The 25,179-nt window shown below is 71.4% G+C and carries 25 protein-coding genes and 1 pseudogene; 9 read left to right on the forward strand and 17 right to left on the reverse strand.

What is annotated here, in order from left to right:
- Together AB0O34_RS03535 and AB0O34_RS03540 are read right to left on the reverse strand one after the other, a co-directional pair.
- Positions 1-256, reverse strand: a 256-nt coding sequence (locus AB0O34_RS03535) for a DUF222 domain-containing protein (RefSeq protein ID WP_363912391.1), incomplete at its 3' end; no start/stop codon positions are given.
- Positions 257-709: 453 nt separating this feature from the next.
- Positions 710-1,396, reverse strand: a pseudogene (locus AB0O34_RS03540) (DUF222 domain-containing protein); the annotation flags it as partial.
- A gap of 141 nt (positions 1,397-1,537) precedes the next feature.
- On the opposite strand from AB0O34_RS03540, the gene AB0O34_RS03545 reads away from it, so the two are divergent.
- Entirely contained in the window at positions 1,538-1,861 is a 324-nt protein-coding gene (locus AB0O34_RS03545) for a hypothetical protein (RefSeq protein ID WP_363912164.1), read from the forward strand.
- Positions 1,862-2,134: 273 nt separating this feature from the next.
- Here AB0O34_RS03545 and AB0O34_RS03550 read toward each other — a convergent pair whose 3' ends face one another.
- Complete coding sequence (locus AB0O34_RS03550) at positions 2,135-2,413, reverse strand: hypothetical protein (protein ID WP_363912166.1); 279 nt, start codon at positions 2,411-2,413, stop codon at positions 2,135-2,137.
- Positions 2,414-2,723: 310 nt separating this feature from the next.
- Between AB0O34_RS03550 and AB0O34_RS03555 the strand changes: the two genes are divergently transcribed.
- The gene (locus tag AB0O34_RS03555; RefSeq protein ID WP_363912168.1) at positions 2,724-3,554 is read left to right on the forward strand and encodes a hypothetical protein; all 831 of its coding nucleotides are present in this window, start codon (positions 2,724-2,726) and stop codon (positions 3,552-3,554) included.
- Between the two features lie 182 nt (positions 3,555-3,736).
- Here the strand turns inward: AB0O34_RS03555 and AB0O34_RS03560 are convergent, their stop codons facing one another.
- The 4 genes from AB0O34_RS03560 to AB0O34_RS03575 all read right to left on the reverse strand — a co-directional run bounded on the left by AB0O34_RS03560 (position 3,737) and on the right by AB0O34_RS03575 (position 7,214).
- The gene (locus tag AB0O34_RS03560; protein WP_363912170.1) at positions 3,737-4,495 is read right to left on the reverse strand and encodes an SDR family oxidoreductase; all 759 of its coding nucleotides are present in this window, start codon (positions 4,493-4,495) and stop codon (positions 3,737-3,739) included.
- Positions 4,496-4,566: 71 nt separating this feature from the next.
- Complete coding sequence (locus AB0O34_RS03565; protein WP_363912172.1) at positions 4,567-5,340, reverse strand: SDR family oxidoreductase; 774 nt, start codon at positions 5,338-5,340, stop codon at positions 4,567-4,569.
- 33 nt (positions 5,341-5,373) lie between these two features.
- On the reverse strand, positions 5,374-6,528 hold the full coding sequence (locus AB0O34_RS03570; RefSeq protein ID WP_363912174.1) for an acyl-CoA dehydrogenase family protein: 1,155 nt from the start codon (positions 6,526-6,528) through the stop codon (positions 5,374-5,376).
- The gene (locus tag AB0O34_RS03575) at positions 6,525-7,214 is read right to left on the reverse strand and encodes a flavin reductase family protein (protein ID WP_363912176.1); all 690 of its coding nucleotides are present in this window, start codon (positions 7,212-7,214) and stop codon (positions 6,525-6,527) included. The genes AB0O34_RS03570 and AB0O34_RS03575 overlap by 4 nt, the downstream gene beginning before the upstream one ends.
- A 432-nt stretch (positions 7,215-7,646) precedes the next feature.
- Here AB0O34_RS03575 and AB0O34_RS03580 point away from each other — a divergent pair, with 432 nt between their 5' ends.
- Together AB0O34_RS03580 and AB0O34_RS03585 are read left to right on the forward strand one after the other, a co-directional pair.
- Entirely contained in the window at positions 7,647-8,810 is a 1,164-nt protein-coding gene (locus tag AB0O34_RS03580) for an acetyl-CoA acetyltransferase (RefSeq protein WP_363912178.1), read from the forward strand.
- A 1-nt stretch (position 8,811) separates the two neighbouring features.
- The gene (locus tag AB0O34_RS03585; protein WP_363912180.1) at positions 8,812-9,198 is read left to right on the forward strand and encodes a zinc ribbon domain-containing protein; all 387 of its coding nucleotides are present in this window, start codon (positions 8,812-8,814) and stop codon (positions 9,196-9,198) included.
- A 117-nt stretch (positions 9,199-9,315) separates the two neighbouring features.
- On the opposite strand, the gene AB0O34_RS03590 is transcribed toward AB0O34_RS03585, so the two are convergent.
- Positions 9,316-9,657 carry a hypothetical protein gene (locus AB0O34_RS03590; protein WP_363912182.1) on the reverse strand — a complete coding sequence of 114 codons (342 nt, stop codon included), beginning with the start codon at positions 9,655-9,657 and terminating at the stop codon, positions 9,316-9,318.
- Positions 9,658-9,806: 149 nt separating this feature from the next.
- Here AB0O34_RS03590 and AB0O34_RS03595 point away from each other — a divergent pair, with 149 nt between their 5' ends.
- From AB0O34_RS03595 to AB0O34_RS03610, 4 genes are all read left to right on the forward strand, one after another.
- Positions 9,807-10,556, forward strand: coding sequence for a GntR family transcriptional regulator (locus AB0O34_RS03595; protein ID WP_363912184.1), 750 nt, complete (start codon positions 9,807-9,809; stop codon positions 10,554-10,556).
- Positions 10,557-10,756: 200 nt separating this feature from the next.
- The gene (locus AB0O34_RS03600; RefSeq protein ID WP_363912186.1) at positions 10,757-11,377 is read left to right on the forward strand and encodes a GNAT family N-acetyltransferase; all 621 of its coding nucleotides are present in this window, start codon (positions 10,757-10,759) and stop codon (positions 11,375-11,377) included.
- A 141-nt stretch (positions 11,378-11,518) separates the two neighbouring features.
- Positions 11,519-12,199: a copper homeostasis protein CutC gene (locus AB0O34_RS03605; RefSeq protein ID WP_363912188.1), complete on the forward strand. Its 681-nt coding sequence runs from the start codon at positions 11,519-11,521 to the stop codon at positions 12,197-12,199.
- 1 nt (position 12,200) lies between these two features.
- A complete protein-coding gene (locus AB0O34_RS03610; RefSeq protein WP_363912190.1) occupies positions 12,201-13,379 on the forward strand; it encodes an aldolase in 1,179 nt (392 codons plus the stop codon).
- On the opposite strand, the gene AB0O34_RS03615 is transcribed toward AB0O34_RS03610, so the two are convergent.
- The 6 genes from AB0O34_RS03615 to AB0O34_RS03640 all read right to left on the reverse strand — a co-directional run bounded on the left by AB0O34_RS03615 (position 13,376) and on the right by AB0O34_RS03640 (position 21,791).
- On the reverse strand, positions 13,376-15,112 hold the full coding sequence (locus tag AB0O34_RS03615; RefSeq protein WP_363912192.1) for a pyruvate dehydrogenase: 1,737 nt from the start codon (positions 15,110-15,112) through the stop codon (positions 13,376-13,378). The two genes, AB0O34_RS03610 and AB0O34_RS03615, sit on opposite strands and share 4 nt — an antisense overlap.
- A gap of 206 nt (positions 15,113-15,318) precedes the next feature.
- On the reverse strand, positions 15,319-16,638 hold the full coding sequence (locus AB0O34_RS03620) for an FAD-dependent oxidoreductase (protein WP_363912194.1): 1,320 nt from the start codon (positions 16,636-16,638) through the stop codon (positions 15,319-15,321).
- Between the two features lie 115 nt (positions 16,639-16,753).
- Positions 16,754-18,418, reverse strand: a complete 1,665-nt coding sequence (locus AB0O34_RS03625; RefSeq protein ID WP_363912196.1) for an AMP-binding protein — start codon at positions 18,416-18,418, stop codon at positions 16,754-16,756.
- A 43-nt stretch (positions 18,419-18,461) separates the two neighbouring features.
- A complete protein-coding gene (locus AB0O34_RS03630) occupies positions 18,462-19,532 on the reverse strand; it encodes a hypothetical protein (RefSeq protein WP_363912198.1) in 1,071 nt (356 codons plus the stop codon).
- Positions 19,529-20,596: an LLM class flavin-dependent oxidoreductase gene (locus AB0O34_RS03635; protein WP_363912200.1), complete on the reverse strand. Its 1,068-nt coding sequence runs from the start codon at positions 20,594-20,596 to the stop codon at positions 19,529-19,531. The genes AB0O34_RS03630 and AB0O34_RS03635 overlap by 4 nt, the downstream gene beginning before the upstream one ends.
- A 121-nt stretch (positions 20,597-20,717) precedes the next feature.
- Positions 20,718-21,791, reverse strand: coding sequence for an acyl-CoA dehydrogenase family protein (locus tag AB0O34_RS03640; protein ID WP_363912202.1), 1,074 nt, complete (start codon positions 21,789-21,791; stop codon positions 20,718-20,720).
- Between the two features lie 128 nt (positions 21,792-21,919).
- Here AB0O34_RS03640 and AB0O34_RS03645 point away from each other — a divergent pair, with 128 nt between their 5' ends.
- Positions 21,920-23,683 carry a proline--tRNA ligase gene (locus AB0O34_RS03645; RefSeq protein WP_363912204.1) on the forward strand — a complete coding sequence of 588 codons (1,764 nt, stop codon included), beginning with the start codon at positions 21,920-21,922 and terminating at the stop codon, positions 23,681-23,683.
- A gap of 136 nt (positions 23,684-23,819) precedes the next feature.
- Here the strand turns inward: AB0O34_RS03645 and AB0O34_RS03650 are convergent, their stop codons facing one another.
- The 3 genes from AB0O34_RS03650 to AB0O34_RS03660 form a co-directional block, all read right to left on the reverse strand.
- Positions 23,820-24,014, reverse strand: a complete 195-nt coding sequence (locus AB0O34_RS03650) for a DUF4236 domain-containing protein (protein WP_363912206.1) — start codon at positions 24,012-24,014, stop codon at positions 23,820-23,822.
- Positions 24,015-24,093: 79 nt separating this feature from the next.
- Positions 24,094-24,570 (reverse strand): ferritin-like domain-containing protein, encoded by a 477-nt coding sequence (locus tag AB0O34_RS03655; protein ID WP_363912208.1) that lies wholly within the window; start codon positions 24,568-24,570, stop codon positions 24,094-24,096.
- Positions 24,567-25,073: a hypothetical protein gene (locus AB0O34_RS03660; protein ID WP_363912210.1), complete on the reverse strand. Its 507-nt coding sequence runs from the start codon at positions 25,071-25,073 to the stop codon at positions 24,567-24,569. The genes AB0O34_RS03655 and AB0O34_RS03660 overlap by 4 nt, the downstream gene beginning before the upstream one ends.
- Positions 25,074-25,179 lie beyond the last annotated feature (106 nt).

Here is a 25,179-nt window from a genome sequence, read left to right on the forward strand (position 1 = left end):
CGGTGGGTCCGCCGTGGGCCCAGGCGTCGGCGTGGTCGATCTGGCACATGGTGGCCGGTAGGGGGCATCCGTCCACCCAGCAGGTCGTGTACCGGGCGATCACCGCCCGTCGTTGGGCGGGGGTGGCCAGCCGTACCTTGCGGCCCATGTCCAGCACCTGGCCCTCGGCGTCCATCACGATCCGCACCAGGGTGGAGGTGCGGGCCAGCCGGTGCACATCGCCCACCGGCAGCAACTGCCCGGTGGCCGGCAGCAAGGCGGGAATTCCCCGATCCGTCTGATACCCGCATGTCCTGCACGCATCGTCCGGCGCTCCAGCAGAGCGCCGCTCCGACCCAGCGGGCTCAATGTACCGAGCAGACCCAGGCCCAGCAGACCCAGGCTCAACAGGCGCAGGCTCAACAGGCGCAGGCTCAACAGACCCAGGCTCAACAGACCCAGGCCCAGCAGACCCAGGCCCGACAGGCGCAGGCCCGACAGGCGCAGGCTCAACAGGCCCAGACCCAGGTCCAGGTCCAGACCCAGACGCAGACGCAGGTCCAGGTCCAGGTCCAACCTTGGCGTGCCAGGTCTGCGGATACCGGATGGCATCATGCCCTGCCTGGGCGCTACTCCCGGCTCGGGTGCCGTCAGCTTCCGACGCCAGGTGGGGATGGTCATCGGGCAGAGAGCCGGCGTTGACCAGCACCAGTAGCTCGGTGGTGATCTGCTGTTCCAGTAAGGCGATGAACGCGTCGGCGTTACGCACGCGGAGCGGGCGATCATCGCCTTCGGCCCGGGGTTTGGCGTAGGCGTCCAGCAGGTTCTTGAGCCGGGCGGCGGATTCACGCGGCAGCCGGAACTCCCCTTCCATCCCGCCCGAAGCGCTTGGGCGCACGATCAGAAACCTGGCGGCGTGATCAGCCTCGGCTTCGTCGGCGGTTCGGCCGGGAGTGAGCACCTCGCGCAGGTAACGGCCCGCCTTGGCCACCTCGCCCGGGGTCGCCTCATCGGCCAGGCCGAGCTGGATCGGCTCGGCCACTTGCGCCTGCTCATCGGTCAGGTGCGCGGTGGCCACGCAGATCGCCGACACCATCCCCTCGCCCAACGTCCCCGAGGCGAACCGGTCGCGCACCACCGGCAGGCGCGCGAGCTCCACCGCCAGCCCGACCAGACGCCCGGCGCCGGCCATGCTCATCCCACAGCCCGACCGCAACCAGGTCTTGGTCGAGGCATGCCCCTGGCTACGGGCTTCACCTGCCGCGTGCACCCGCCCCACCCGGCCCGCTATTGCCGAGATCAATCGATCACGCGCGAACACCAGATCCTCCACCTCGGCCAGGCAGATCGCCGGTGACTCGGGGACAGGTGCCACCGCGAGCGCCTCCGCAGCGTCCCGCACACACCTCACCAACACCCATGACGCCGGGCCGCCATCGCGCTCATCGGGCTGATCGTCATTACTGGTGGAAGCGACCCCAGGACCAACGCCACCCGGCTCTGGATCACTCGGCGCTGGATCCCCTAGGTCCCGGTCATACGGCTCACGGGCGCTGTTGTGCGGGTCACGATCGTCAGCGGGCCGGTCTCGGTCGTGCCGGTCTTCGTCGTGCGGGTCACGGTGATGCGTGCCGCCGTTGTATCGGCCCTCGTCACCGAGCTCGCCGTCACCGAGCTCGCCGTCACCGAGCTCGCCGTCACCGAGCTCGCCGTCACGTGGGTCGCTGTCACGTGGGTCGCTGTCACGTGGGTCTCCGTGACGTGGGTTTCCGTGACGTGGGTCGTAGTCACGTGCGGACGGGGAACGTGGGGTCGAGTCGTGCTGGCCTGGGACGTGCTTGTTCCGGTCGCTGAGGCTGGGGTCGCCCGGGGCCTCCAGTAGGCGAAAGTCGTGTGCGGCGGAACCGTCGCTGGACCAACCGGAGGAGCGTGCCACCACCGCCGCCCACCACTCAGGGCCAAGCACACCCCCACCCGCCGAGCCCGGTCGCAGGTGTGATCGGCCGAGCCTGGAGACATCCGCCACGCCCGATCACCTCCAGTGAATTCGAAAGCCTGTACGAATGTTTCCATATTCCAGGGCCAATCGCAACTCGGATTCCCGGCCTGGATAAATGAGCGAAATGGCAAATAAACGCCCAATGTCACAAGAAAATCAATTGTCGGAAATGATGGCATCTGACCCCGGATCGGCGCGGTAGCCCTCAGGTGAGGGCCGCACCGAACCGGGCGCCGCCCGCATCACGACCGCGAACAGCGCCGCCCCCGTCCACACCGCCCACGGATTCCGGATACCGCGTCGCCTGGCCCCGCTGAACAGCAGATCTATCGGACGAAAAGCCCGGTTGGCCATCACCGACCGCTCGCGGCATCGCCAGACCCGAACAAGTCGCATGCCCGCTTCTTCACTGGCAAATGCAAACAGAAAAGGCACCTATTACGACATAACCCTCTATCAAGCGCGCCGCTCACCCTGTACCGGTAGACCCCGCGCCGTGACCTCGCTTCGCGCGCTGGCCATCGAAACCCTACGGCGGAGCGGCCACACCTCGGGCCGGCTCGTCTGGTTCGCCGTGAGGTTCCAGCTGCCGGATCCCGCCGGCGACGGCCTGATGAGAAATGCCGATCCGGCAGAACAGGAACCGGCCGGGTCCCGGGCCGAGCCGAGGCCCTGATCCATCCCGTGCTCGCCATGTCCGTACGATGCTCACGGTACTGACTTGTCGAGTATGTGATGGAGTGCCGTGAATATTGCGTATGTCACCTACGACGGTCCGGACGACGACCGGGAGGTGCTGCTCGCCACGTGGAAGCAGGCCGGTATCGACGGCTCGGCGGTGCGCTGGGACGACCCGGACGCCGACTGGGCCGCCTTCGACGCCGCCGTGGTCCGCTCGACGTGGAACTACGTCGACCGCCGCCAGGAGTTCGTGGACTGGGCGTACAAGGTCGAGAGCGCGACCCGGTTGCTGAACCCGGCGGCCGTGCTGGAGCGCAACACCGACAAGACGTACCTGCGGGACTTCCAGCAACTCGGGATCCCGATCGTGCCGACGCACTGGGTGAGCACGGATGACGCGGCGGACCTTCCCGCGTGGGAGGACTACGTCGTCAAGCCCGCCGTCTCCGCGGGGGCGCGCGACACCATCCGTACGGCCGACGTCGCCGAGGCCAAGGCGCACGCCGAGCGCGTCGTCGCGGGTGGCAAGGTCGCGATGGTGCAGCCGTATCTCGACATGGTGGAGAGCGAGGGCGAGACCTCCCTGCTCTTCTTCGGTGGCAAGCTGAGCCATGCCGTACGCCGCGACGCCATGCTGGCCAACGGCACCAACGCCCCCCGCGCCAACCACGTCGGCGCGGACCTTCGCGACCCAGCCCCCGACCAGCTGCAGCTCGCCGAGCGGGTGCTGGGCGCGATCCCCGAGAAGCTGCTGTACGCCCGGGTCGACCTCGTCCGCCTGCCCGACGGAACCCCCGCCCTCATCGAGCTGGAACTCACCGAGCCGTACTTCTACCTCGCCTCCGCCCCCGGCGCCTCCGACCGCTTCACCGCCGCGCTCCGCGACCTCCTTTGAACGACAACGGCTCGCGCCCCATCGAAGAGGCGCGACCCGTCTCACCTGCCGCCGCCACGCACGCGGGGTGGTGTGGGTTACGGGAGGACCACCGCGAGGGGGTCACTCCGGCGCCGCTGGGGGCGGCAGTGGCGGCGTCCGGGGTGGTGAGGGTGCGGGCGGAGGGGTAGAGCCCAGCGGTGTCAGCTGGTGGAGATGCCGCCGTCGACGGGGATGACGGCTCCGGTGAGGTACGCGCCGGCGCGGGACGACAGGTAGATGGCCGCGCCCGCCATGTCGTCGGGCCGTCCGATGCGGCCGAGGGGTACGTGGGTCTCGATCGTCGCGCGCATCTGGGGGTCGTCCAGCGCGTAGGCCATCATCTTGGACTCGAAGGGGCCGGGGGCGATGGCGTTGACCGTGATGAACTCGGAGGCCAGCGTGTGGGCCAGGTGGCGGGTCAGCATGTGCACGCCCGCCTTGGCGGCCGAGTAGGCGTAGTTCTCCACGACGGGCACCCGCAGGCCGTCGATCGACCCGATGTTGATCACCCGCGCCGGGTCGTCGGCGGAGGCCGCCGCGCGTAGCAGCGGCAGGAACCGCTGGGTCAGGTAGAAGACCCCCTTGACGTTGATGCCCCACAGCTTGTCGAAGGCGTGCTCGGGGTACTCCTCCAGCGGCGCGCCCCAGGTCGCTCCGGCGTTGTTCACCAGCACGTCCAGCCGGTCCTCGCGCGCGGTCACGGCCGACACCAGCGTCTCGATGCCCTCGGGGGTCGAAAGGTCGGCGGGCACGGCCACGCAGCCCAGCTCGGCGGCCGTCTTCTCCACCTCGGCGGCCTTGCGCGAGGAGATGTACACCGTGGCCCCGGCCGCCACGAAACCTGAGGCGATCATCTTCCCGATGCCCCGGGAGCCCCCCGTGACGACGACCGTCTTGCCTTCCACCGAGAAAAGAGTCATGCCATCCGATGATGCCGTACGGCGCTCACGCCGTCCATACCGACCGGTCGGTTCGCGGATCGGCCCAGCTGTCAGGGGTGCTGGCTGGAGACCGAGACGACCTCGCCGGTCATGTAGGAGGAGTAGTCGCCGGCCAGGAAGACGATGACGTTGGCGACCTCCCACGGCTCCGCCGACCTGCCGAACGCCTCCTTCGCCGTCAGGTCGGCGAGCAGGTCGTCGCTGGTCACCTTGGCGAGGAACGGATGCATGGCCAGCGACGGCGCCACCGCGTTGATCCGGATGCCGTGCTCGGCCGCCTCCAGCGCCGCGCACCTGGTCAGGGCCATCACCCCCGCCTTGGCCGCGGCGTAGTGCGACTGCCCCTTCTGCGCCCGCCACCCGATGACCGAGGCGTTGTTGACGATCACGCCGTGGCCCTGCGGGATCATGTGCCTGAGGGCGGCACGGGTGCAGCGCATGGTGCCGGTGAGCGTGACGCCGACCACCGTGTCCCACTGCTCGTCCGTCATGTCCACGAGGTCGGCCGTGCCGCCGAGGCCGGCGTTGTTGACCACGACGTCGATCCGCCCGTGCGCGTCCATGGCCGCGTCGAACAGCGCGAGGACCTGGGCCTCTGAGGTGACGTCGCAGGGCACGGCCAGTGGTCTCACCCCGGTCAGGCCGGTCAGCGACGCGGCGGCCTCGGCGAGCCGGCGCTCGTGCCGGTCGGAGATGACGATCGTGGCCCCCTCCTCCGCGCAGCGCCTGGCGGTGGCGTACCCGATGCCCGCCCCGGCGGCGGCCGTCACCAGCGTGACCTTCCCGTCGAGCAGGCCGTGCGCGCGTGGGTAGGCGAGGGTCATGGCGAGCTCCTGTCGGGATGGCGCCAGCTCGGCTCAGCGGTCCCTGGGCAGGCCGAGCGTACGTTCGGCGATGATGTCGCGCTGGATCTCGCTCGAACCGGCATAAATGGTGTCGGCCCGGCTGAAGAGGTAGAGCCGCTGCAGATCGTTGAGGTCGTACGGCCCGCCACTCGCCACCAGGCCTTCCCGCCCCTGCACGGCCTGCGCCAGCTCGCCCAGCCTGCGGTGCCACTCCGACCAGTAGAGCTTGGCGATCGAGACCTCCGGCCCCGGCTCGCCCGCCGACAGGGACGTCATCGTGCGCAGGGCGTTGAACCGCATGATCTCCAGCTCCAGCCACGACTGGACGAGCCGGTCGCGCAGCACCGGGTCCTCCGCCGCGCCGGTGCGCCCGGCGGTCGCGATCACCGCCTCAAGCTCGCGCCTGAAGCCGATCTGCTGGCCGAGCGTCGAGGCGCCGCGCTCGTACCCCAGCGTGGCCATGGCCACCCGCCAGCCCTCCCCGGGCGCGCCGAGGATGTTGGCGGCGTCCGTACGGGCGCCGTCGAAGAAGACCTCGTTGAACTCGCTCGTGCCCGTCAGCTGGACGATGGGACGCACCCGCACGCCGGGCTGGTCCATGGGCACCAGCAGGTACGACAGGCCGCGGTGCCGCCGCGAGCCCGGCTCGGTCCTCGCCAGGACGAAGCACCAGCCGGCCACATGCGCGAGCGAGGTCCACACCTTCTGGCCGGTGACGACCCATTCGCCGCCCTCCAGGGTGGCACGCGTGCGCACGCCCGCCAGGTCGGAACCCGCGTCCGGCTCGGAGTACCCCTGACACCACAGCTCCTCGCCCGACTGGATGCGCGGCAGGAACCGGCGCTTCTGCTCCTCGGTGCCGAAGTCCAGGATGGTCGGCCCGATCAGGCCCTCGCCGATGTGCCCCACCCGGGCGGGCGCGTCCGCCCGGGCGTACTCCTCGTGGAAGATCACCTGCTGGTCCAGGGGCGCGTCCCGCCCGCCGTACTCCTCGGGCCAGCCGAGGCAGGTCCACCGGGCGGCGCCGAGGTGGCGCTCCCAGGCCATGCGCAGCTCGTGACCCTCGTGCTCCCTGCCGGGCCCGCCGAGCCCCCTCGCGCCGGCGAACTGGCCGGTCAGGTTCTCCTCCAGCCAGGAACGGACCTCCTCGCGGAAGCCGTCGCTCATGCGCCGAACCGGCCGTAGCCTCCGCGGAAGAACACCAGGGGACCTCGGTCGGTGTGCGTGTCCAGGTCGTGGACGCGGGCCACCACGATCACGTGGTCGCCCGCGGGATGCTCCGCCTCCACCGAGCAGTCGATCCAGGCCAGCGCGCCGTCGAGGACGGGGCTCCCGCCGGGGGAGGAGGTCCACGTGAGGCCGGCGAACTTGTCATCGCCCCTGGCGGCGAGCTGCCTGCTGACCTGCTCGTGGTGCTCGGCGAGGACGTTCACGCAGAGCCGTCCCGCCGACCTGAGCCTCGGCCAGCTCGTGCTGGTGTGCGCCACGCAGAAGGCCACCAGCGGGGGGTCGAGCGACACAGAGGTGAAGGAGTTGGCGACGAGGCCGCACGGCTCGCCGGTCACCGGGTCGAGCGCCGTGATCGCCACCACACCGGTGGCGAACCGTCCGAGCACGTTCCTGAAGTGCTGTCCGGTGGGCCCGGAAGCGTGGTCTCCGTTGGCCACGGGCCGTCCGTTGGCCGCGGGGGCGGTTCGCCCGTTGGAGGCGGGCGCCGCGACGGGCGGGGAGCCGGGACGTACGGGCGGGAGGGGCGGCAGGGGAGGCGGGGGAGCGGGCGTGCCGTCACGCACCGTGGAGGTGTGCCCGGCGGCGCCGTGCGGCGCGATCAGCCGGGCCGCGTGGGTGCTCATCGTCGTACTCGCCTCCTTGGGTGGCGCCTGGCTCTCCCAGGAAGTGCTCGACGGCGAGAATGTGAGGGGGACTGTCTCCTCCATCGTATCCCTTACCTTACCAAGCGCTTGCTTGGACGATAGGAGAGGGGTGCCGCGAATGTCAAGCGGGCCGCGTCTTCACGCATGTCAGTCGGCCTCCTCGACCTCGTGGCCCCCGGTCTCGTCGTGGGCGGTGGCGTGATCAGAGTGCAACCTCAACCGCGGTTGAAGTCAAGGCCGTCCCGCCAGGGAGATCATTGACATCCCCGATGGAGCCCACCTAGCCTCGAAGCCGTACAAGCGCTTGCTTGACTGCGGACGGCCGGGAGGCGGCGTGCTCACAACGGCCAAGCACCTGGGGAAGCCGGGCCGGGAGGGGTGGGCGGCGCGCCCCGCACGGGAGGCCGGGCGATGAGCGGGCCGCGCGACCGCACCGCCATCGCGGGGGTCGGATACACCGCGTTCTCGAAGAACTCCTGGGTCAGTACGCTGACGCTGGCCTGCGAGGCCGTCCTCGCCGCGCTGGACGACGCCGGGCTCACCGCCGACGACGTGGACGGCATCGCCACCCACCGTGTCGGGGACTCCGCCGCGCCGTCGCTCGTCGGCCCGGCGCTCGGCATCGGCGCGCCGGCGTGGTATCTCGACCAGTTCGGCGGGGGCAGCGTCTCCCACAGCGTGGTCGGCCAGGCGGCCCTCGCCGTCGCGGCGGGCGTCGCGGAGACCGTGGTCTGCTACCGCGCCATCAACGCCCGGTCGGAGTTCCGCATGGGCGGTACGGGCCGGGCGGCGCCGGTCGGCCTGGAGGCGCAGTACCAGGTGCCCTACGGGTACACCGCGCCGCCGCAGCAATACGCGATGTACGCCCGCGCCCACATGCTGAAATATGGCACAAAAGCTGAGCATTTCGGGCAGCTGGCGGTCACTCAGAGGGCGAACGCGGCCAAGAACCCGCGTGCCCTGATGCGCACGCCCATCACCATGGACGACTACCTCGCCAGCCGCTGGATCGCCGAGCCGTTCCGGCTCCTGGACTGCTGCCTGGAGACCGACGGGGCGTGCGCCGTCGTCGTCACCACGGCCGGGCGCGCCAGGGACCTGCGCCGCCCGCCGGTCCTGATATCGGCCGCGGCGTGGGGAGGCGGCGACTCCTTCCTGTCCGGCGGCGAGACCCCCGCCGACCCGACCGTCACCAGCGCAGCCGAGCTTGCCCCCCGCCTGTACGCGATGGCGGGCGTGGGCCCCGGGGACGTCGACGTCGCCGAGCTGTACGACTGCTTCACCTACTCGGTGATCGTCCAGTTGGAGGACTACGGATTCTGCGCCAAGGGGGAGGGCGGGCCGTTCGTCGCCTCCGGGGCGACCGCGCTCGACGGCTCGCTTCCGGTGAACACCCACGGAGGATTTTTGTCGGAAGGCTACGTGCACGGGATGAACCACATCGCGGAAGCCGTCTCGCAGCTCAGGGGCGACGCCGGGGACCGCCAGGTGCCGGGGGCCGAGGTGGCGCTGTCCACGGCCCAGCCCGGCTACATCCTGCCGGTGACCTCCGCGCTGATCCTGCGGAAGGGATGACATGATCAAGCCCGTCCCCGACCGGGACTCCGCCGAGTGGTGGGAGCGCGTCGCCAGGCACGAGTTCGTGATCCAGTCCTGCGAGGGCTGCGGCACGCTCCGCTTCCCCGCCCGCGCGTACTGCCCCCGTTGCCGGGGTCGCGACTGGAGCTGGCGGCAGGTCAGCCCCACCGGCCGGATCCTGAGCTGGATCGTCAACCACCAGCCGTTCCTGCCCGACGCGCCCACGCCGTACACGGTGGTCATGGTCCGCCTCGCCGACGCCCCAGGCTGCGTGATGGTCGGCAACTGGCGCCAGAGCGAGGAGCCGGTGGCGGACCAGCCCGTGCGGGCGTTCTACACCTACGTGGACGAGCGGCTCTCCCTGATCAACTGGGGACCGCTGTGACGTGAACGTCCGTGGTAACGGAAGCGTGTCCTGGCGGGCGTGGGGGACCCGCCAGGACACGTTCCGCCCCGGCGCGACTTCCAGGACCCCGGCGAGGGTTGGGGTCCTGGAGGTCGTTCATCGCACGGAGTCTGTGGGAGGCCGGTCGCCGGACTGGTCGTCCCAGTCGTGTGGCGCTTCGTCGCCCGGCCTTCTGAGGTGGCGTTTGAGGAGCTGAGCCGCGCCGATGGGATCGGCCGCCGGGTGGGTCAGGGTGAGGCCGTCCTCGTTCCAGACGAACGAGCCCTTCCTGCACCAGACCGTCAGCTCTGTTGTGACCGAGAGCACGGACATCCCTTTTCCGCTGCTCTGGTAGGTGTGGGTGAATCCCTCGCGATGCAGCGCGTAGCGCAGTAGACGCGTCGCCTCGCGGGGATCGTGCCAAGGCAGATACGGCGTGCCCGCTCTTACCGCCAGCACAGGCCCTCACTCCCTCGCCGACCCTTTGATGGATTTGTACCAACGTTTGGATAATGCGGTGTGGAGACGCTTGGGTCAAGGGGTTGTTTGCTGTCAGATCGAGATCGTCTAGATTCGTAGGTACAAAAGGACGCAACCGTAGGTGAGATTTGGCACGGTCGACGCTGTACCAGCAGGTGGCCGGCGAGCTGCGCAGGGCCATCTATTCCGGCGAGCTCGGGCCCGGAGCCCAGCTGCCGACGGAGATGGACCTCATGGACAGCCATGAGGTCAGCCGAAACACGGTACGGCTCGCTCTGGCCGAGCTCGAGAACGAAGGCCTGATCACCCGGATGCGCCGCCGCGGCAGCTTCGTCCGCGACCGCAGGGCGCTGCTCATGCGCCCTCAGGACGAGCTGGGCGCCTCACCAGGGGTGCTGCGCAGGGAAGCCTTCGCCGAGGCCGTCACCAAGGAGGGCCGCAAGCCGGGGCAGGAGATCGAGGTCTCCATCGTGGAACCTCCCGAGGAGATCGCGGCCAGGCTGGAGCTCGACGAGCATTCCGTCGCCGTGGTGCGGCGACGGCTCCGCTACGTGGACGACCAGCCGTACAACACCAACGACTCCTACTTCCCGCACGCGCTGGTCAGCGACTCCGAGATCGCCCGTCCATCGGACATCACGCGCGGAGCCAACCGCGTGCTGGAGGAGCTCGGTCACCGGCAGGTCCGGGTTGTGGATGACATATCCGCACGCATGCCGACTCCTGAGGAATCCTCCCGTCTGCAACTCGAACCTGGTACCCCTGTTGTCGTATATGTCCGAGTTGGTTATGACCGTGAGGACACCCCGGTCCGAGTCGCCGTGTCGGTCCTGCCCGCCGACAAGCATCTGATCAGGTACGAGCTAGAACTGAGCTGATCTCGCGCGCGCCGCCCGAGTGGCGGCGCGATCGCGACGTTCCGCCTTCGGCGCGGGCCGGGGCCGCCTCCGCGGCCGACCACGCCCGCCGGCCAGACGGCGAATGCCGTGCATACCGGCCTTCACTGATAAAGCCGCGCGCTCCCCGTCGAGCACTCTCCGTGTTCAGGGCGCTACCGAAGGCGACGAAAGGATGATCCATGTACTCCGACACCCTCCACCTCGGAGCCTCACTCACCCTCCGCAACGCCACCCCCGACGATCTCCCGGGAGTCCTCGCGCTCCTGGCCGAGACGGCGGGCTGGCTCCACGGCCGGGGCATCCGCCAGTGGCCGGCCGCGGGCTTCCCCGCCGCCCGGATCGAGCCGCTGATCGCCGAGGGCACCCTGTGGGTGCTGGACGACGAGGAGAACCGCCGGGGGCCGGGAGGGGAAACGCTTTCCGCTCCGGCGGCCACCCTCGCCCTCGACGAGCACGCCGACCCGGAGTTCTGGAGGCGCGGCGACCACCCGGAGACCGCCCTGTACGTCCACAAGCTGGCCGTCGGGCGGGCCTTCTCCGGGCAGGGCCTCGGCGAGACCCTGCTCGACTGGGCGGCCCTGCGCGTGGCGGCGGCCGGGCGCCGCTGGCTGCGGCTGGACTGCTCCAAGGACAACCCGGGACTCCAGGGCTACTACCAGAAGCTCGGATTCCGGCATGTCCGCACGGTGGACCTGCCGCACCGTGCCTCGGGCGCGCTGTTCCAGAGGGCCGCCGACCTGGGATCTCCTTCGCTTCCGCGTGCGCGCAGGCGGAAGCCTTCGCATGCGCATTCCAGGTGATGACAGGTGATGTCAGGTCATGACAGACGTCCTCACTTGCCGGGAGAGATCATGAACTAGCCGTCCAACCCCGGACAGGTGAGGGCCTGTGGGTGGTAGTGGTCCAACTCGGGACAGGAGGGTCCGATAACCTCAGGACCCATGACCGGATCGCTGCTCGAGGTGATCGCGCTGGACGTGCGCGACGCCGTGGCCGCAGAGGAGGGCGGCGCGGACCGCCTGGAGATCGTGGCCGACATTTCCGTCGGCGGGCTGACCCCCGCACCGGAGATCGTCGCGGCGATCGCCAAGCAGTCCGCGCTGCCCCAAATGGTGATGCTCCGCCCCAACGCGGGCTTCACCGCGACAGCCGAGGAGCTCGAAGGTCTGGAGCGGGACGCCCGCATCCTGGCGGACGCCGGCGCGGCGGGGTTCGTCTTCGGATTCCTCGACGAGCAGGGCGCCGTCGACCTGGCGGCCACCGAGGCGCTCATCCACGCCGTCACCCCCCTGCCCTGGACCTTCCACCGCGCCGTGGACAACGCCGCCGACGTGCAGGCGGGCTGGCGGGCCGTTCGGCTGCTGCCCAACCTCGCCACCGTGCTCACCTCCGGCGAGGTGTCCGGAATCGCGGCGGGGCTGCCGATCCTGCGGTCGCGGGCGGAGGCGGGCGACGCGCCCCTGATCCTCGCCGGAGGCGGGCTCAAGCCGCATCTCGTCCCCCCGTTACTCGACTACGGCGTGCGCGCCTTCCACGTCGGCAGCGCCGTACGGGCGTCGTGGTCCGACCCCGTCGACCCGCAGCTGGTCCGCCGGTGGCGCGACCTGGTGGACACGATCTGACATGCGCCTCACCCTCGGCGGCCATGACGTCCCCGGCTCCGGAGCCGCGCTCGGCGAGCAGGCGGAGCGGTACCCCGGCCCCACGGGCGCCTGGCAGCCCGTGCACACCGTGTACGTGCCGGCCGACCGGTTCGACCGGGACACGGTCGCGGCGTGGGGAGAGGCGGCCCTGGGGCTCCTCGCGAGCCACCTGCCGGGGGACGCCGAGCTGTCGCCGGTGTTCGGGCCGCTGCCCGGCGGCCTCGCCTCGGACGTGCGCCGCCGGGTCGCGCGCAAGCTGGCCGCCGAGCCCGTCGAGGACCTGAGGATCGACTTCGAGGACGGTTACGGCGTTCGCCCCGGCGCGGAGGAGGACGCCCACGCCGAGGCCGCGGCCGAGGCGGTCGCGGCGATGCGGGCGTCCGGCACGCTGCCGCGGCGCTGGGGCATCCGGGTGAAGTCGTTCGCCGACGGAGACCCCGCCCGCGCCCTCCGCACGCTGGACGGGTTCCTCACCGGGGTGGTCGAGCGCGCGGGCTCTCTCCCCGAGGGCTTCACGGTCACCTTCCCGAAGGTGCTGATGGAGGCCTATCTCGCGCAGTTCGCCGCCCGCCTTCCCCTCCTGGAGCAGGGACTGGGGCTGGCCACGGGGACGCTGCGGTTCGAGATGCAGGTGGAGGCGCCGCAGACGGTGATGTTCCTCATGCGCTCGCCCGACCTCGTGCCCTCGCTGCGCGGGCGGCTCGCGGCGGCGCACTTCGGGGTGTTCGACTACACCGCCGCCTGCGGGCTCCCACCGGCCGAGCAGCGCCTGGACCATCCGGTGTGCGACCACGCCCGCGAGGTCATGCGCACCGCGCTGGCGGGCACGGGGGTCGAGCTGTCGGACGGCTCGCTGGCCGCCTCGCCCGCCTCGGACTCGACGCCGGACGTGCACGCGCTGTGGCGCGCCCACGCCGGGATGGTCCGCCACTCGCTGCGCCACGGGTTCTACCAGGGCTGGGACATGCATCCCTCCCACCTGGTCAGCCGGTACGCCACCGTCTACGCCTTCCACCTGGCCAACCGGGACGCCTACGCGGAGCGCGTACAGGCCTGGGAGGCGCGCAGGGACGCGGGCGGCGGCGTGATGGACGAGCCCGCCACGATCAAGACCCTCTCCACCGCCCTCCACCGCGCCGCCGTCGCCCTCGGGGACTAGGGACGCGGGATACTGCGCAGGTTCGCGCGGGCCATCTCGACCATCTTGCCCACCCCGCCGCTGACGACGATCTTGCCAGCCGCGAGCGCGAAGCCCTTGATCTGCGCGGGCGTGATGCGCGGCGGCACGGCGATGACGTTGGGGTCGGTGACCAGGTCCACCAGGTACGGCCCCGCGGACGACAGGGCGTGCGCGAGGCCGTCGCGGACCTCAGAGGGCTTCTCGATGCGCACCGACGGGATGCCCGCCGCCGCCGCGATCGCCGCGTAGTCCACGGGCTCGTGGTCGGTCTGGTAGTCGGGGAACCCCTCCACCAGCATCTCCAGCTTCACCATGCCGAGCGACGAGTTGTTGTACACGACGATCTTCACGGGCAGGTCGTGCAGGCGCACGGTGAGCAACTCGCCCATCAGCATGCCGAGGCCGCCGTCCCCCGACATCGAGATCACCTGGCGGTCCGGGTAGGCGAACTGCGCGCCGATGGCGTGGGGCAGCGCGTTCGCCATGCTGCCGTGCAGGAAGGAGCCGATGACCCGCCGCCTGCCGTTCGGCGTGAGGTAGCGCGCGGCCCACACGTTGCACATGCCGGTGTCCACGGTGAACACCGCGTCGTCGGCCGCCAGGTCGTCCAGGATGGCCGTGGCGTACTCGGGGTGGATCGGCACGTGGTGGTCGACGTCCTTGGTGTAGGCGTCGACGACGCGTTCGAGGCTGCGGGCGTGCTCGCGCAGCATGCGGTCCAGGAAGCTCCTGTCGGCCTTCTGGTTCAGCAACGGGAGCACGGTGCGCAGCGTCTCGCCGACGTCGCCGTGCACGGCTACGTCGAGGGGCGTGCGGCGGCCCAGCTTGGTGGGGTCGTGGTCCACCTGCGCGGTGTGCCCCTGGGGCAGGAAGTTGTCGTAGGGGAAGTCCGTGCCCAGCAGCACGAGCAGGTCGGCCTCGTTCAGCGCGTCGTAGCAGGCGCCGTACCCGAGCAGGCCGTTCATGCCGACGTCGAAGGGGTTGTCGTACTGGATCCATTCCTTGCCGCGCAGGCTGTGCCCGACGGGGGAGCACAGCCTGGCGGCCAGTTCCATGACCTCCTCGTGGGCGTTCCGGCACCCGGCGCCGCAGAACAGGGCGACCCGCTGCGCGGCGTTCAGGGCGAAGGCCAGCGCCCGCACGTGCGAGGCCGGCGGCGCCACGACGCCCCTCTCCGTGACCAGCGTGCTCGTGCCCGTCGGCTTCGCGGTGGGCAGCGCGGCGATGTCGCCGGGAAGCACCACCACCGACACCCCGCCCAGCCCCTCGGCGTACTGCATGGCGATGCGCAGCACCCTCGGCATCTGGTCGGGCCTGCTGATCATCTCGCAGTAGTGGCTGCAGTCGGCGAACACCCGCTCGGGATGGGTCTCCTGGAAGAACCCGGTGCCGATCTCGGTCGACGGGATGTGCGAGGCGAGGGCCACCACGGGCGCCCGGGAGCGGTGGGCGTCGTACAAGCCCTGGATCAGGTGGGTGTTCCCGGGCCCTTGGCTGCCCGCGCAGACCGTGATCCTCCCGGTGAGCTGGGCCTCGGCCGCGGCGGCGAACGCCCCGGCCTCCTCGTTGCGCACGTGCACCCAGTCGATGCCGTCGGCCCGGCGGATCGCGTCCACGATCGGGTTGAGGCTGTCGCCGACGACGCCGTAGACGCGCTGCACGCCGCCCTGCCTGAGCACCTTGACGAACTGCTCGGCGACCGTGTCGCTCACGACCGCGCCCCGGCGGCGGCACTGCGGGCATGCGGATGCGTCTGAGTGGTCATCAAGCGGTCCCCCCGGTCCGGTCAGCGGTCCGGGCCGTGGCACGGAGTCGCCATCTCGGGTACTTCTTCCGCGCCACACGCTGCGCAAACGTCACCGGCGACCGCAGGCTCGCGAACCGCAGGAGGTGGGCCGGAGAGCGTACGGCCGTAGGGTCAGCCGGAGAGCGTACGCCCGCAGGCGGCGAACATCGCGGGACGGCCGACGAGCTTGACGTGCTCGCCCCGGCCGAGGGACGTGGCGAGCGACGCCTCCGCGGCCTCGATGGCGAGCCACTGGCCGTACGTCACGGGGCTCACGCCGCGCGCCGCGAGCAGGTCGTCGAGCCTGGAGGCCGGGGCGGCGCGGCCGGGGCGCGAGGCCAGGTCGGCGAGCAGCGTGCGCACGGTCTCCGCAGCGTCGGACTTGTTGGTGCCGATGACGCCGGTCGGCCCGCGCTTGAGCCACCCCGCGACGTACTGCCCCTCGGACACGCGACCGGCGACGTTCGGCACGGTCATCGTCGCGGCGTCGAACGGCACGCCCGGCAGGGGGACGCTCTGGTAGCCGACCGACCGCAGCACCATGCCGACCGGGATGGTCTCGAACTGCCCGGTGCCGGTGACCCGCCCGTCGACCAGCGCCGTGCGCTCCAGCCGGAGCGCCTCGACCCGGGAGGACCCGAGGATCTCGACCGGCCGCAGCCAGAACCGCACGTCGAGCCGGCGCGGGCGCCCCGTGGCCGCGTGGGCGCTCCAGGAGCGCAGGACCTCGACGTTGCCCCTGACCTGCCGCGACAGCTCGCTCACGTCGTTGGTGCCGCCCTCTTCTGGGCGGACCAGGACGTCGCAGCTCGGAAGCTCGCCCAGCTCCCTGAGCTCCTTGAGGGTGAACTTGGCGTGCTCGGGGCCGCGCCTGCCGATCATGTGGATGCCCGTCACCTGGCTCTTGGCCAGGCGGTCGAGCACCTCCTGGGGCACGTCGGTGGAGCGCAGCTCGTCGGCGGTCTTGGCGAGGATCCTGACCACGTCGACGGCGACGTTGCCGACGCCGATCACGGCCACCTCGGTGCTGTCGAGCGAGAAGGCGTCCGGCGGCATGTCGGGGTGGCCGCAGTACCAGTTGACGAAGTCGGTCGCCGCCACGCTGCCGGGCAGGTTCTCGCCGGGGATGCCGAGGTGCCGGTCGACCATCGCGCCCGTGCAGTAGACCACCGCGTCGTAGCTCGCGGCCAGGTCACCGGCGGAGATGTCGGATCCGAGCTCGACGCCGCCGAGGAAGCGCACCGAGGGCAGCTCCAGCACGCGCCGCAGGTAGCCGGCGATCGACTTGATGGAGGTGTGATCAGGCGCGACGCCGTATCTGACCAGGCCGTACGGCGTGGGCAGCCGGTCGAGCACGTCGATCTCGACGGGCTCGCCCGCCTGCTTCGTCAGTGCCTCGGCCGTGTAGATCCCGGCGGGACCAGATCCCACGATCGCCACGCGGAGCGACATGTGGCCTCCTTAGCGGGACTCGACGGCCCCACATCGTCATGGAGCAGATTCTCGCGGAACGCGGCCCTCCCGGCCAGAGTCGCGCGCCGGAGGTCATCGAGATAATCCGGTTCGGCTACCCCCGGCCCTCCTCGGACGCCCTGGCTCGGAGCCGTCGCTTGTCGATCTTCCCGTTCGCGTTGACGGGAAGGGCGTCCACGACGATCACCTGGCGGGGCACCTTGTAGTTCGACATGTTCCCTCGTGCCCAGCCTATGATCTCGGCGGGGTCGATGGCGCTGCCCGGCCGGGCGACCACGTAGGCGAGGCCCGCCTCGCCCGAGCGCCCGTCCGGCACGCCGACGACGGCGGCCTGGGCCAGGCCGGCGTGGTGCAGCAGCAGGCTCTCGACCTCGGCCGGTGAGACGTTGAAGCCGTTGACGATGAACAGCTCCTTCTTGCGGTCGACCACCGCGACGTTCCCGTCGGCGTCCATCGTGCCTATGTCGCCGGTGCGCAGCCAGCCGTCCTCGATGACCTCCGCGGTCTTGCCGGGCTCGCCCCAGTAGCCGCGCATCACGCCGTAGCCGCGCTGGAGGATCTCTCCGCGCTCGCCCGCCGCCACCTGCTTGCCGTCGTCGTCCACGATCTTGACCTCGATGCCCGGCACCGGCCTGCCGGTGGAGGCGGCGATCACCTCTACCGGGTCGCCGGCCCTGGTCATCGAGACGACCGTGCCCTCCATGAGGCCGTACGCGTTGATCACGCGTTCGAGGCCCGCCTCCCTGAGCAGCCGGCGGATCAGCTCGGCCGGTACCGCGGCGGCGCCGCAGATCGCCACGCGGACGGAGTGCCCGGCGATGTCCACCTCGTCCAGGAGGCGGTGGAACAGCGTGGGAGCCCCGGCCAGGATCGTGATCCGCCCGTCCTGGACGAGATCCCGGAGCACGGCGGGGGTGAACGCCTTGACCGGCATGAGGGTGGCGCCCCGCATCACCCCGGCGAGCAGGCCCGCGTTCAGGCCGAAGCCGTGCGCGAACGGCGCGATGACCGGGTAGCGGTCGCCCTCCCGCAGCGTGACGATCTCGGCCCAGTCCCAGTAGCCGCGCACGATCTGGCCGTGGTCGAGCATCACGCCCTTCGGCGTCCCCGTGGTGCCCGACGTGGACATGATCTCGCAGAGGTCCTCCGGCCGTACGGCGAGGGCTCTTTCCTCGGCGGTGTCGTCGGAGATCCACCCTCCGGCTGCGAGCACCCGGGAGGGCAGCAGCATGCCGGGACGGGCCACACCCTCCGGGGTGATCGCGTGGAGCAGGTCGGGAAGCCCGGCGAAGGGCCGCCCGGCGCCGGTCTCGGCGTCATCGCCGTTCTCCTCGCGCCCGGCCTGCCTGGGCGGCCCGGCGGCCGAGGCGAGAAGGTCGGCGAACGCGGGAGCGCCGTCGAGGTTCTCGCCCACGATCAGCACGCTGGCGCCCGTCCTGCGGAGCACCTCGGCCGCCTCGATGCCCTTGTAGCGCGAGGACAGCGGCACGATGACCGCGCCCGCGTCCCAGATGCCGAACGCGCCGGCCGCCCAGTGCACGTCGTTGAGCCCCCAGATGGCGACCCGGTCGCCCAGCTCGACGCCGAGTGCGATGAGGCCCTTGGCGACCATGGCGGCGCGGGCGCGCAGCTCGGCGAGCGACAGCCGCACGTCGCCGTCGGCGATCACCGTGAGGTCCGGGTGGCGGGCCGCCCGGTCGCGCAGCATGCGCGGGATCGTCCCCCACCCCGGCACGCTGCCGTCGCCGTCTGGAACCATGGTCGCGCCTCCAGGATTCGTGAGCCTGCCTCACCGCCCGCCGCTAGTGGGCTATGGCGGTGCGGTCCCTGCCGAGGTGGTGGCCCCGGGCGTCGGCGACCGTGCCCGGGCGGGCGGTTTCGGCGATCTCGCCTGCGACCTCCACGCCCAGTTTGATCGGAGTGAGCGCCGAAAGCGACTGCTCGATCCGGGCTCTCCACATCGGATTCCCGACCAGGCTCGCGCGTCCGAAGGTCACCTTCAGTGTCGCCGAGTCGAGCGTGCCCTGGCGGGAGATCGCGAGCTCCCATGTCGACACCCCGTCGATCCGCGAAAGGGCACTCTCGATGCGGGGAAGCGACAGCCACACGCCTCTGACCAGCACGTGGTCGCCGACCGTGTGGGACGGCGCGGGGATCTCTCCCGCGTCGCAGACCCGGGCGACCTGCCCGGTGCGCATGACCGCCCCGTCCAGCGCAGGGTGGCCCGACGGCGTGACGACCAGCTCGGCCAGCCCGTCCGACCCCTCGAAGGGCGAGTCCTTGTCCAGCGAGGCGAGGCCGAGCAGCCCGCCGGCCAGCGGGGTGAGCGGCGCGGCGTCCGAGCCGCGCCACGCCAGCGCGCCGCCGCTGTAGGGGTTCGCGTAGACCTCGGTCACGGACGCCTCGAACTCGCCGGCCAGGTGGCCGAGGGTGCGCCGTGAGCCGATCTCGCCGGTGAGCACGAGATGCCGCAGCCCGAGGTCGAGGGGGTCGAGCAGGAACTCCAGGTGCAGCCTGGCGAGGAGGTCCATGGCCCCAGTGGGAGTGATCACCAGCGTGGTCGCCCCGAGCGACTTCAGCGCGTGGTGCAGGCGCATCCGGCCGCGCGGGCCGACCGAGGCGGACGCCGCCGCGACCTCGGCGCCCGCGGCGGCCCACAGCGCTCCGGCGGGCTCGGCCAGCGCGACGACGACCCGGTCGCGGTCGCCTACCCCCGCGGCCCGCAGCGCCCGCGCCGTGAGGGCGTCGGCCGCGCGGTCACCGGGGTCCAGCGGCCAGGCGCTCGACGCGTCGGGCGCGACGTGCAGCAGGCCGGTGGCGCCGCGGGCGGCCGTACCCAGGTCGTCCCTGGTCAGCCAGCGGGTCGTCGTCAAAGCATGACCTCCCCCATGAACAGCTCTATCGAGTCGCGCACGCGGTCGTGGGCGAGGCCGCCCACCTGGGCCTGCAGGATCAGGTCGGTGGCCCCGGCCTCGGCGATCCTCGCGACGGCCTTGCGCGAGCCCTCGACGTCGTCCACGACCACCATGAGGTGCTCGCGCAGCGTCGCCATCGCCTCGTCCGGCGGCAGCCCCGCGGCCAGCTGCCCGAGGACCTTGTGGGTGGCGTGCCGGGCGTCGTAGTAGTCGGGCGGCGTCACCAGGTTGACCTGCCGCCGGATGTACCACAGGACCGGGTCGGAGGCGGTCTCGATGGCCTCCTCGCGCGTCGGCGCCACATGCCACGGGATCATCAGCGCGATCCTGCGGGTGGCGGGGTCGAAGCCGTTCTCGGCCAGGCATTCCTTGTACCTCGCGATGTCCGCGGCCACGTCGTCGATGCCCTTGAGCATGGTCATGCCGAGCAGGTTGTACCCGTGCTTGGCCGCCGCGAGGTAGCCCTCCAGGGACGTGGAGGCGACCCAGACCGGGGGATGCGGCAGCTGGGCCGGCCTGGGGTAGACCGCGACGTCGGGGATCTCGAAGAACTCGTTGGAGCGGCTGATCGGCTCGCCGTCGGCCTTCCAGATCGCGAGCACCGCCTCCAGGGAGTCCTCCCAGATCTTGCGGGACTGCTCGAACGGCCGCTGGAAGGCCTGGTATTCGAGCGGCGACGCGCCCCGGCCCGTGCCGAACTCGACGCGCCCGTTGCTGAGGATGTCCAGGGTGGCGACCCGCTCCGCCGTGCGGATGGGGGACTGGAAGGGCAGCAGCACCACGCCGAGGCCGAGGTGGATCCGCTCGGTGCGCTGGGAGATGGCGGCGAGCACCAGATCGGGGGCCGAGGAGTGGGAGAAGCCCCGGGTGAAGTGGTGCTCCACGAACCATGCGGTGTCGCATCCCAGGCGGTCCCCGAGCACGACCTGGTCGATCACGTTCTCGAACGTCTGCCGTTCCACCTCGCGGGTGCGCCCGCGGACCTCCAGTTCGTATCCCAGGCTGATCCGTAGGGACGTCATCCGCGCCTCCGTTCCACCTGCTCGATCCAGCCAATTCAACCAAGCGCTCGCTTGGCGAGATTACCAGCCGCGACGAGCCGCAACAAGCGGCGCCGCCTGCGCGAAGAGCGTGCCGGAGGAGCTAGTGGGTGCGGGGGACCCGTGTCGCGACCCGCCGCGCGGCGACCGGCGGCGCGGGGAAGACCGACGCGGCGAGGCGGGCGCGGTGGGCCTGCGGCGGCCCGAAGAGCTGGGCGTCGGAGGTGGCCCTTTTGAAGGACAGATGCGCGTCGTGCTCCCAGGTGACGCCGAGCCCGCCGTGGATCTGGATGTTCTCGCCCGCCGCCGCCAGGTAGGCCTCGGTGCAGTAAGACCCCGCGATGGCCGCGCGCACGGGCAGCTCCTCCTCGGTCGCGCGGGCCGCGGCGTACGCGGCGGACCGCGCGGACTCCACGGAGAGCAGCATGTCGGCCAGCTTGTGCTTGATCGCCTGGAAGGAGCCGATCGGGCGGCCGAACTGGTGACGCCTGCCGGCATAGGCCACGGCGGCGGCGAGGCAGCGTGACGCTCCGCCCACCTGCTCGGCGGCGAGCGCGGCCACACCGAGGTCGCGCACCCGCGCGAAGGCGCCGGCGTCCCCGAGCCGCCGTACCGGGGCGCCGTCGAAGACCAGCTCGGCGAGCGGGCGGGTGCGGTCCAGGGTCACGTGCGGGATGCGGGCCGTCGGACGCGCCTCGACGAGCGAGCCGTCCACGTAGGCCAGGACGATCTCCCCGTCGAGCGCGTACGGGACGGTGCCGTGCAGGCGTCGCCCGTCGAGCCGAAGCCCGGCCTCGCCGGGCAGCACCACCGTCGCGGTCACCGACCCCTCGGCGATCCGCGGCAGCAGGCGGCGCTTCGCCTCCTCGTCCCCGCACGCCTTGACCGCCTCGGCCGCGAGCACGGCGGTGGACAGATAGGGGAGCGGCGACAGGGACCGGCCGAGCTCCTCGCAGACGACCGCGACCTCCGCCATGCCGCACCCGGCCCCGCCGTACCGCTCCGGGATCGCGAGCCCGGCCACCCCGAGTTCGCCCGCGAACCTGCTCCACAGCTCGCGTGGGTCCCCGGCGCCCGTTTCCGGGGCGCCGGTGAAGGCCAGGGCGGGCGGGCACGCGTCGCGCAGGAAGTCGCGTACCGTGACGCGTAGCTCGCGCTGCTCCTCCGTGGGGTCCACCCAGTCAGCTTAACAAGCGATTGCTTGGCGAACGGGCCGCCGGACAGGCGGCGCGGGTAAACCGGACGACATCCGCGCGAGACTCGATAGCCTGTATATCTGCCAATCCCCGCGACCGAGGAGTAGCCGTGCCGCTGCGTATGTCCACCCTGTTCCTGCGCACCCTGCGTGAGGATCCGGCGGACGCGGAAGTGCCGAGCCACAAGCTGCTCGTCCGCGCCGGCTATGTCCGCCGTGTGGCCCCGGGCATCTACTCGTGGCTGCCCCTCGGCAAGATCGTCATGGAGAACGTCGCCCGCGTCGTGCGCGAGGAGATGAACGCCATGGGCGGCCAGGAGGTCCTGTTCCCCGCGCTGCTCCCCCGCGACTACTACGAGGCGACCGGCCGCTGGACCGAGTACGGCGACTCGCTGTTCCGCCTGAAGGACCGCAAGGGCGGCGACTACCTTCTCGGGCCCACCCACGAGGAGATGTTCACCGACATGGTCAAGGGGGAGTACTCCTCCTATAAGGACTATCCGGTAATCCTCTATCAAATCCAGACCAAGTACCGCGACGAGGCCCGTCCTCGCGCCGGCATCCTGCGCGGCCGCGAGTTCATCATGAAGGACTCCTACTCCTTCGACCTCGACGACGACGGCCTCAAGCGCTCGTACGAGATGCACCGCGAGGCCTACATCAAGCTGTTCGACCGGCTGGGCATCGACTACAAGATCGCCTTCGCCGTGTCGGGCGCCATGGGCGGCTCGGCCTCCGAGGAGTTCCTCGCCCCCTGCGCCACCGGCGAGGACACCTTCGTGGCCTGCCACAACTGCGGTTACGCCGCCAACGTCGAGGCCGTCGTCACGCCCGCGCCCCCGGCCGTGACCGCCGAGCACCCCGCGCTGGAGGTGCTCGACACCCCAGACACCCCGACCATCGACTCGCTGGTCTCCCTGGTCAACGAGCGGTACGGCCTCGGAGTGAGCGCCGCCGACACCCTCAAGAACGTCGTGGTCAAGGTGCGCACCCCCGGCTCGGCCGAGTTCGAGACGCTGATCGTCGGCGTGCCCGGCGACCGCGAGGTCGACTTCAAGCGCCTGGAGGCCGCGCTCGCCCCGGGCGTCCCCGAGATCTTCGAGGCCGGCGACTTCGCCAAGCACCCCGGGCTGGTCCGCGGCTACATCGGCCCCCAGGTCCTCAAGGAGCTGGGCATCCGCTACCTCGTGGATCCCCGCGTCGTGGCGGGCTCGGCCTGGGTCACCGGAGCCAACGAGCAGGGCCGGCACGCCGCGCACGTCGTCGCGGGCCGCGACTTCGAGCCCGACGGCACGATCGAGGCCGCCGAGGTGCGCGCGGGCGACTCCTGCCCCCGGTGCGCCCACCCGCTGTCCAACGACCGGGGCATCGAGATCGGCCACATCTTCCAGCTCGGCCGCAAGTACGCCGACGTGGCGGGCCTCGACGCGCTCGGCCCCGACGGCAAGCCCATCCGCATCACCATGGGCTCGTACGGCGTGGGCGTCTCGCGCGCCGTGGCCGTGCTCGCCGAGCAGAAGCACGACGAGCTGGGCCTGGTCTGGCCCCGCGAGGTGGCGCCCGCCGACGTGCACGTCGTCGGCACAGGCAAGGACAACCAGGTCGAGGTGGCGCTGCGGCTCGCCGAGGAGCTGGAGGCCAAGGGCCTGCGCGTGCTCGTCGACGACCGCGCCGGGGTGTCGCCGGGTGTGAAGTTCAAGGACGCCGAGCTGCTGGGCGTCCCGACGATCCTGATCGTCGGCCGCGGGCTCGCCCAGGGTGTCGTGGAGCTGCGCGACCGCAGGACCGGTGTCAAGGAGGAGGTCCCGCTCGCCGAGGCCGCCGACAGCGTGCTCGCCGCCGTGAGCGCCGAGCCGCTGCCCGACCGCCTCTGACCCGCCGTGTCCCCCACGCATGGTGAGGGGGGCTCGCCACCGCTCGGCCCGGGGTGGCGAGCCCCCCTATCACGTGCCGTTCCAGGCTCAGGCTGTACGGCACGCGCTCTCGTTTCCGAGTGTTCGCGTTATCGGTCTAGTCGCGCTTGCCGCTGCCCACCGTCTTGCGCCAGTGGAATCCGCCCGGCAGGTTGACGGTGACGGTGCGCCGCCCGTCGGCGCCCTTTGTGACACGGAAGCCACGTCCGCCGTAGCTGTGCCCGACACCGCTCCGCGAGAGGTTGAGCCTGAACGGGCCCATCTTGATCGACTTACGGTAACTCCAGCCCATGTGTCCCTCCGTGCTCTTCCGATGGACGAGCAACTACCCCGGACACCACTCGCAAACGCAGTCGTATGGGCGAAATCGCCTACTGGTCAAGGGAAACCGGCGGCGAGGTGCCCGGCCTCCCCTTCGGCGACGGGCCGGGGGCGGGCGCCGGCCAGCCGGGCAGCGCGGCGATCGTCGGGCGCCAGCCGTACCCCCTGACCGCGCACTCCTGCATGGCCATCGCGGCGAGCCGCCGCAGCGAGGAGTCGTTCACGGCGGTCAGTTCGAGATAGGCGGCGGTGACGCGGTCCTCCACCAGCGCGGCGAGCCGGGCCGCGTCGGTGGCCGCGGTGACGGGGAAGGGCAGCTCGTACGCCGCGCCGGACTCCGACGGCGTGCCGCCCCTGGCGGTGATCAGCCGGCGGATCTGGTCGCGCCTGGCGCGGTGGGCGTTGAAGCCGGCGGACGCCGAGGACCGCTGGCCGCCGCTGGTGCGTGCGCCGACGACGCCGTAGGCGTACACGGCGGCGTGCTCGGCGTCGAGCACCTTGTTGAGACCCTGGAGCGCGTCGGTCACGATGCCCTCGCCAGTGCCACGGCGTGCGCGGCCTCGCAGGCGCCGATGCAGGCGAGCAGCTGCGCCAGCGAAGGGGAGACGCTCCCGATCTGGCGGGGCCGGGTGGCCGCCGCCCTGCGCTCCAGCTCGCGCAGCGCGCCCACCGAGACCCTGGCGGCGGCCGGCGGCGAGCCCGCCGGCACCGACGGCGTCGGCGAGGCGGCGGTGGGCGCCGGGCTCGGGGGCAGTCGGCGCCGCAGCTCCGCCAGGTGGGCCTCGTGGCGCTGCTGGAAGGGCCCGAGCGCGGCGGCCAGCTTGCCCCCCGACAGCACGGCCTGCCGGTAGAGCGCCACCATGTGCTCCTTGTCGGCGATGACGCCGGTGAGCAGCACGGTCTCGGGGTCGGGCGGCTTGGGCGCGGGCGGCGCGGCCTCCGGCGCCGAACAACCGGCGACGGCCACGCCGATCGCACCGGCGGCGGTGCCACGCAGCACCGCGCGCCGGGTCAGGGCACGCTGACGCACGGTGTGGCCTCCCGTGGATGACGGCTTTTCCTGGCTTGGCACATAGCATCGTACGGCGCGTCGCCGGGTGGGTAACCGAGTGACGCTCTTTCCGTGCCCCGGTGTC

The organism is Sphaerisporangium sp. NPDC088356 (genome assembly GCF_040685555.1).
Lineage (GTDB): Bacteria > Actinomycetota > Actinomycetes > Streptosporangiales > Streptosporangiaceae > Sphaerisporangium.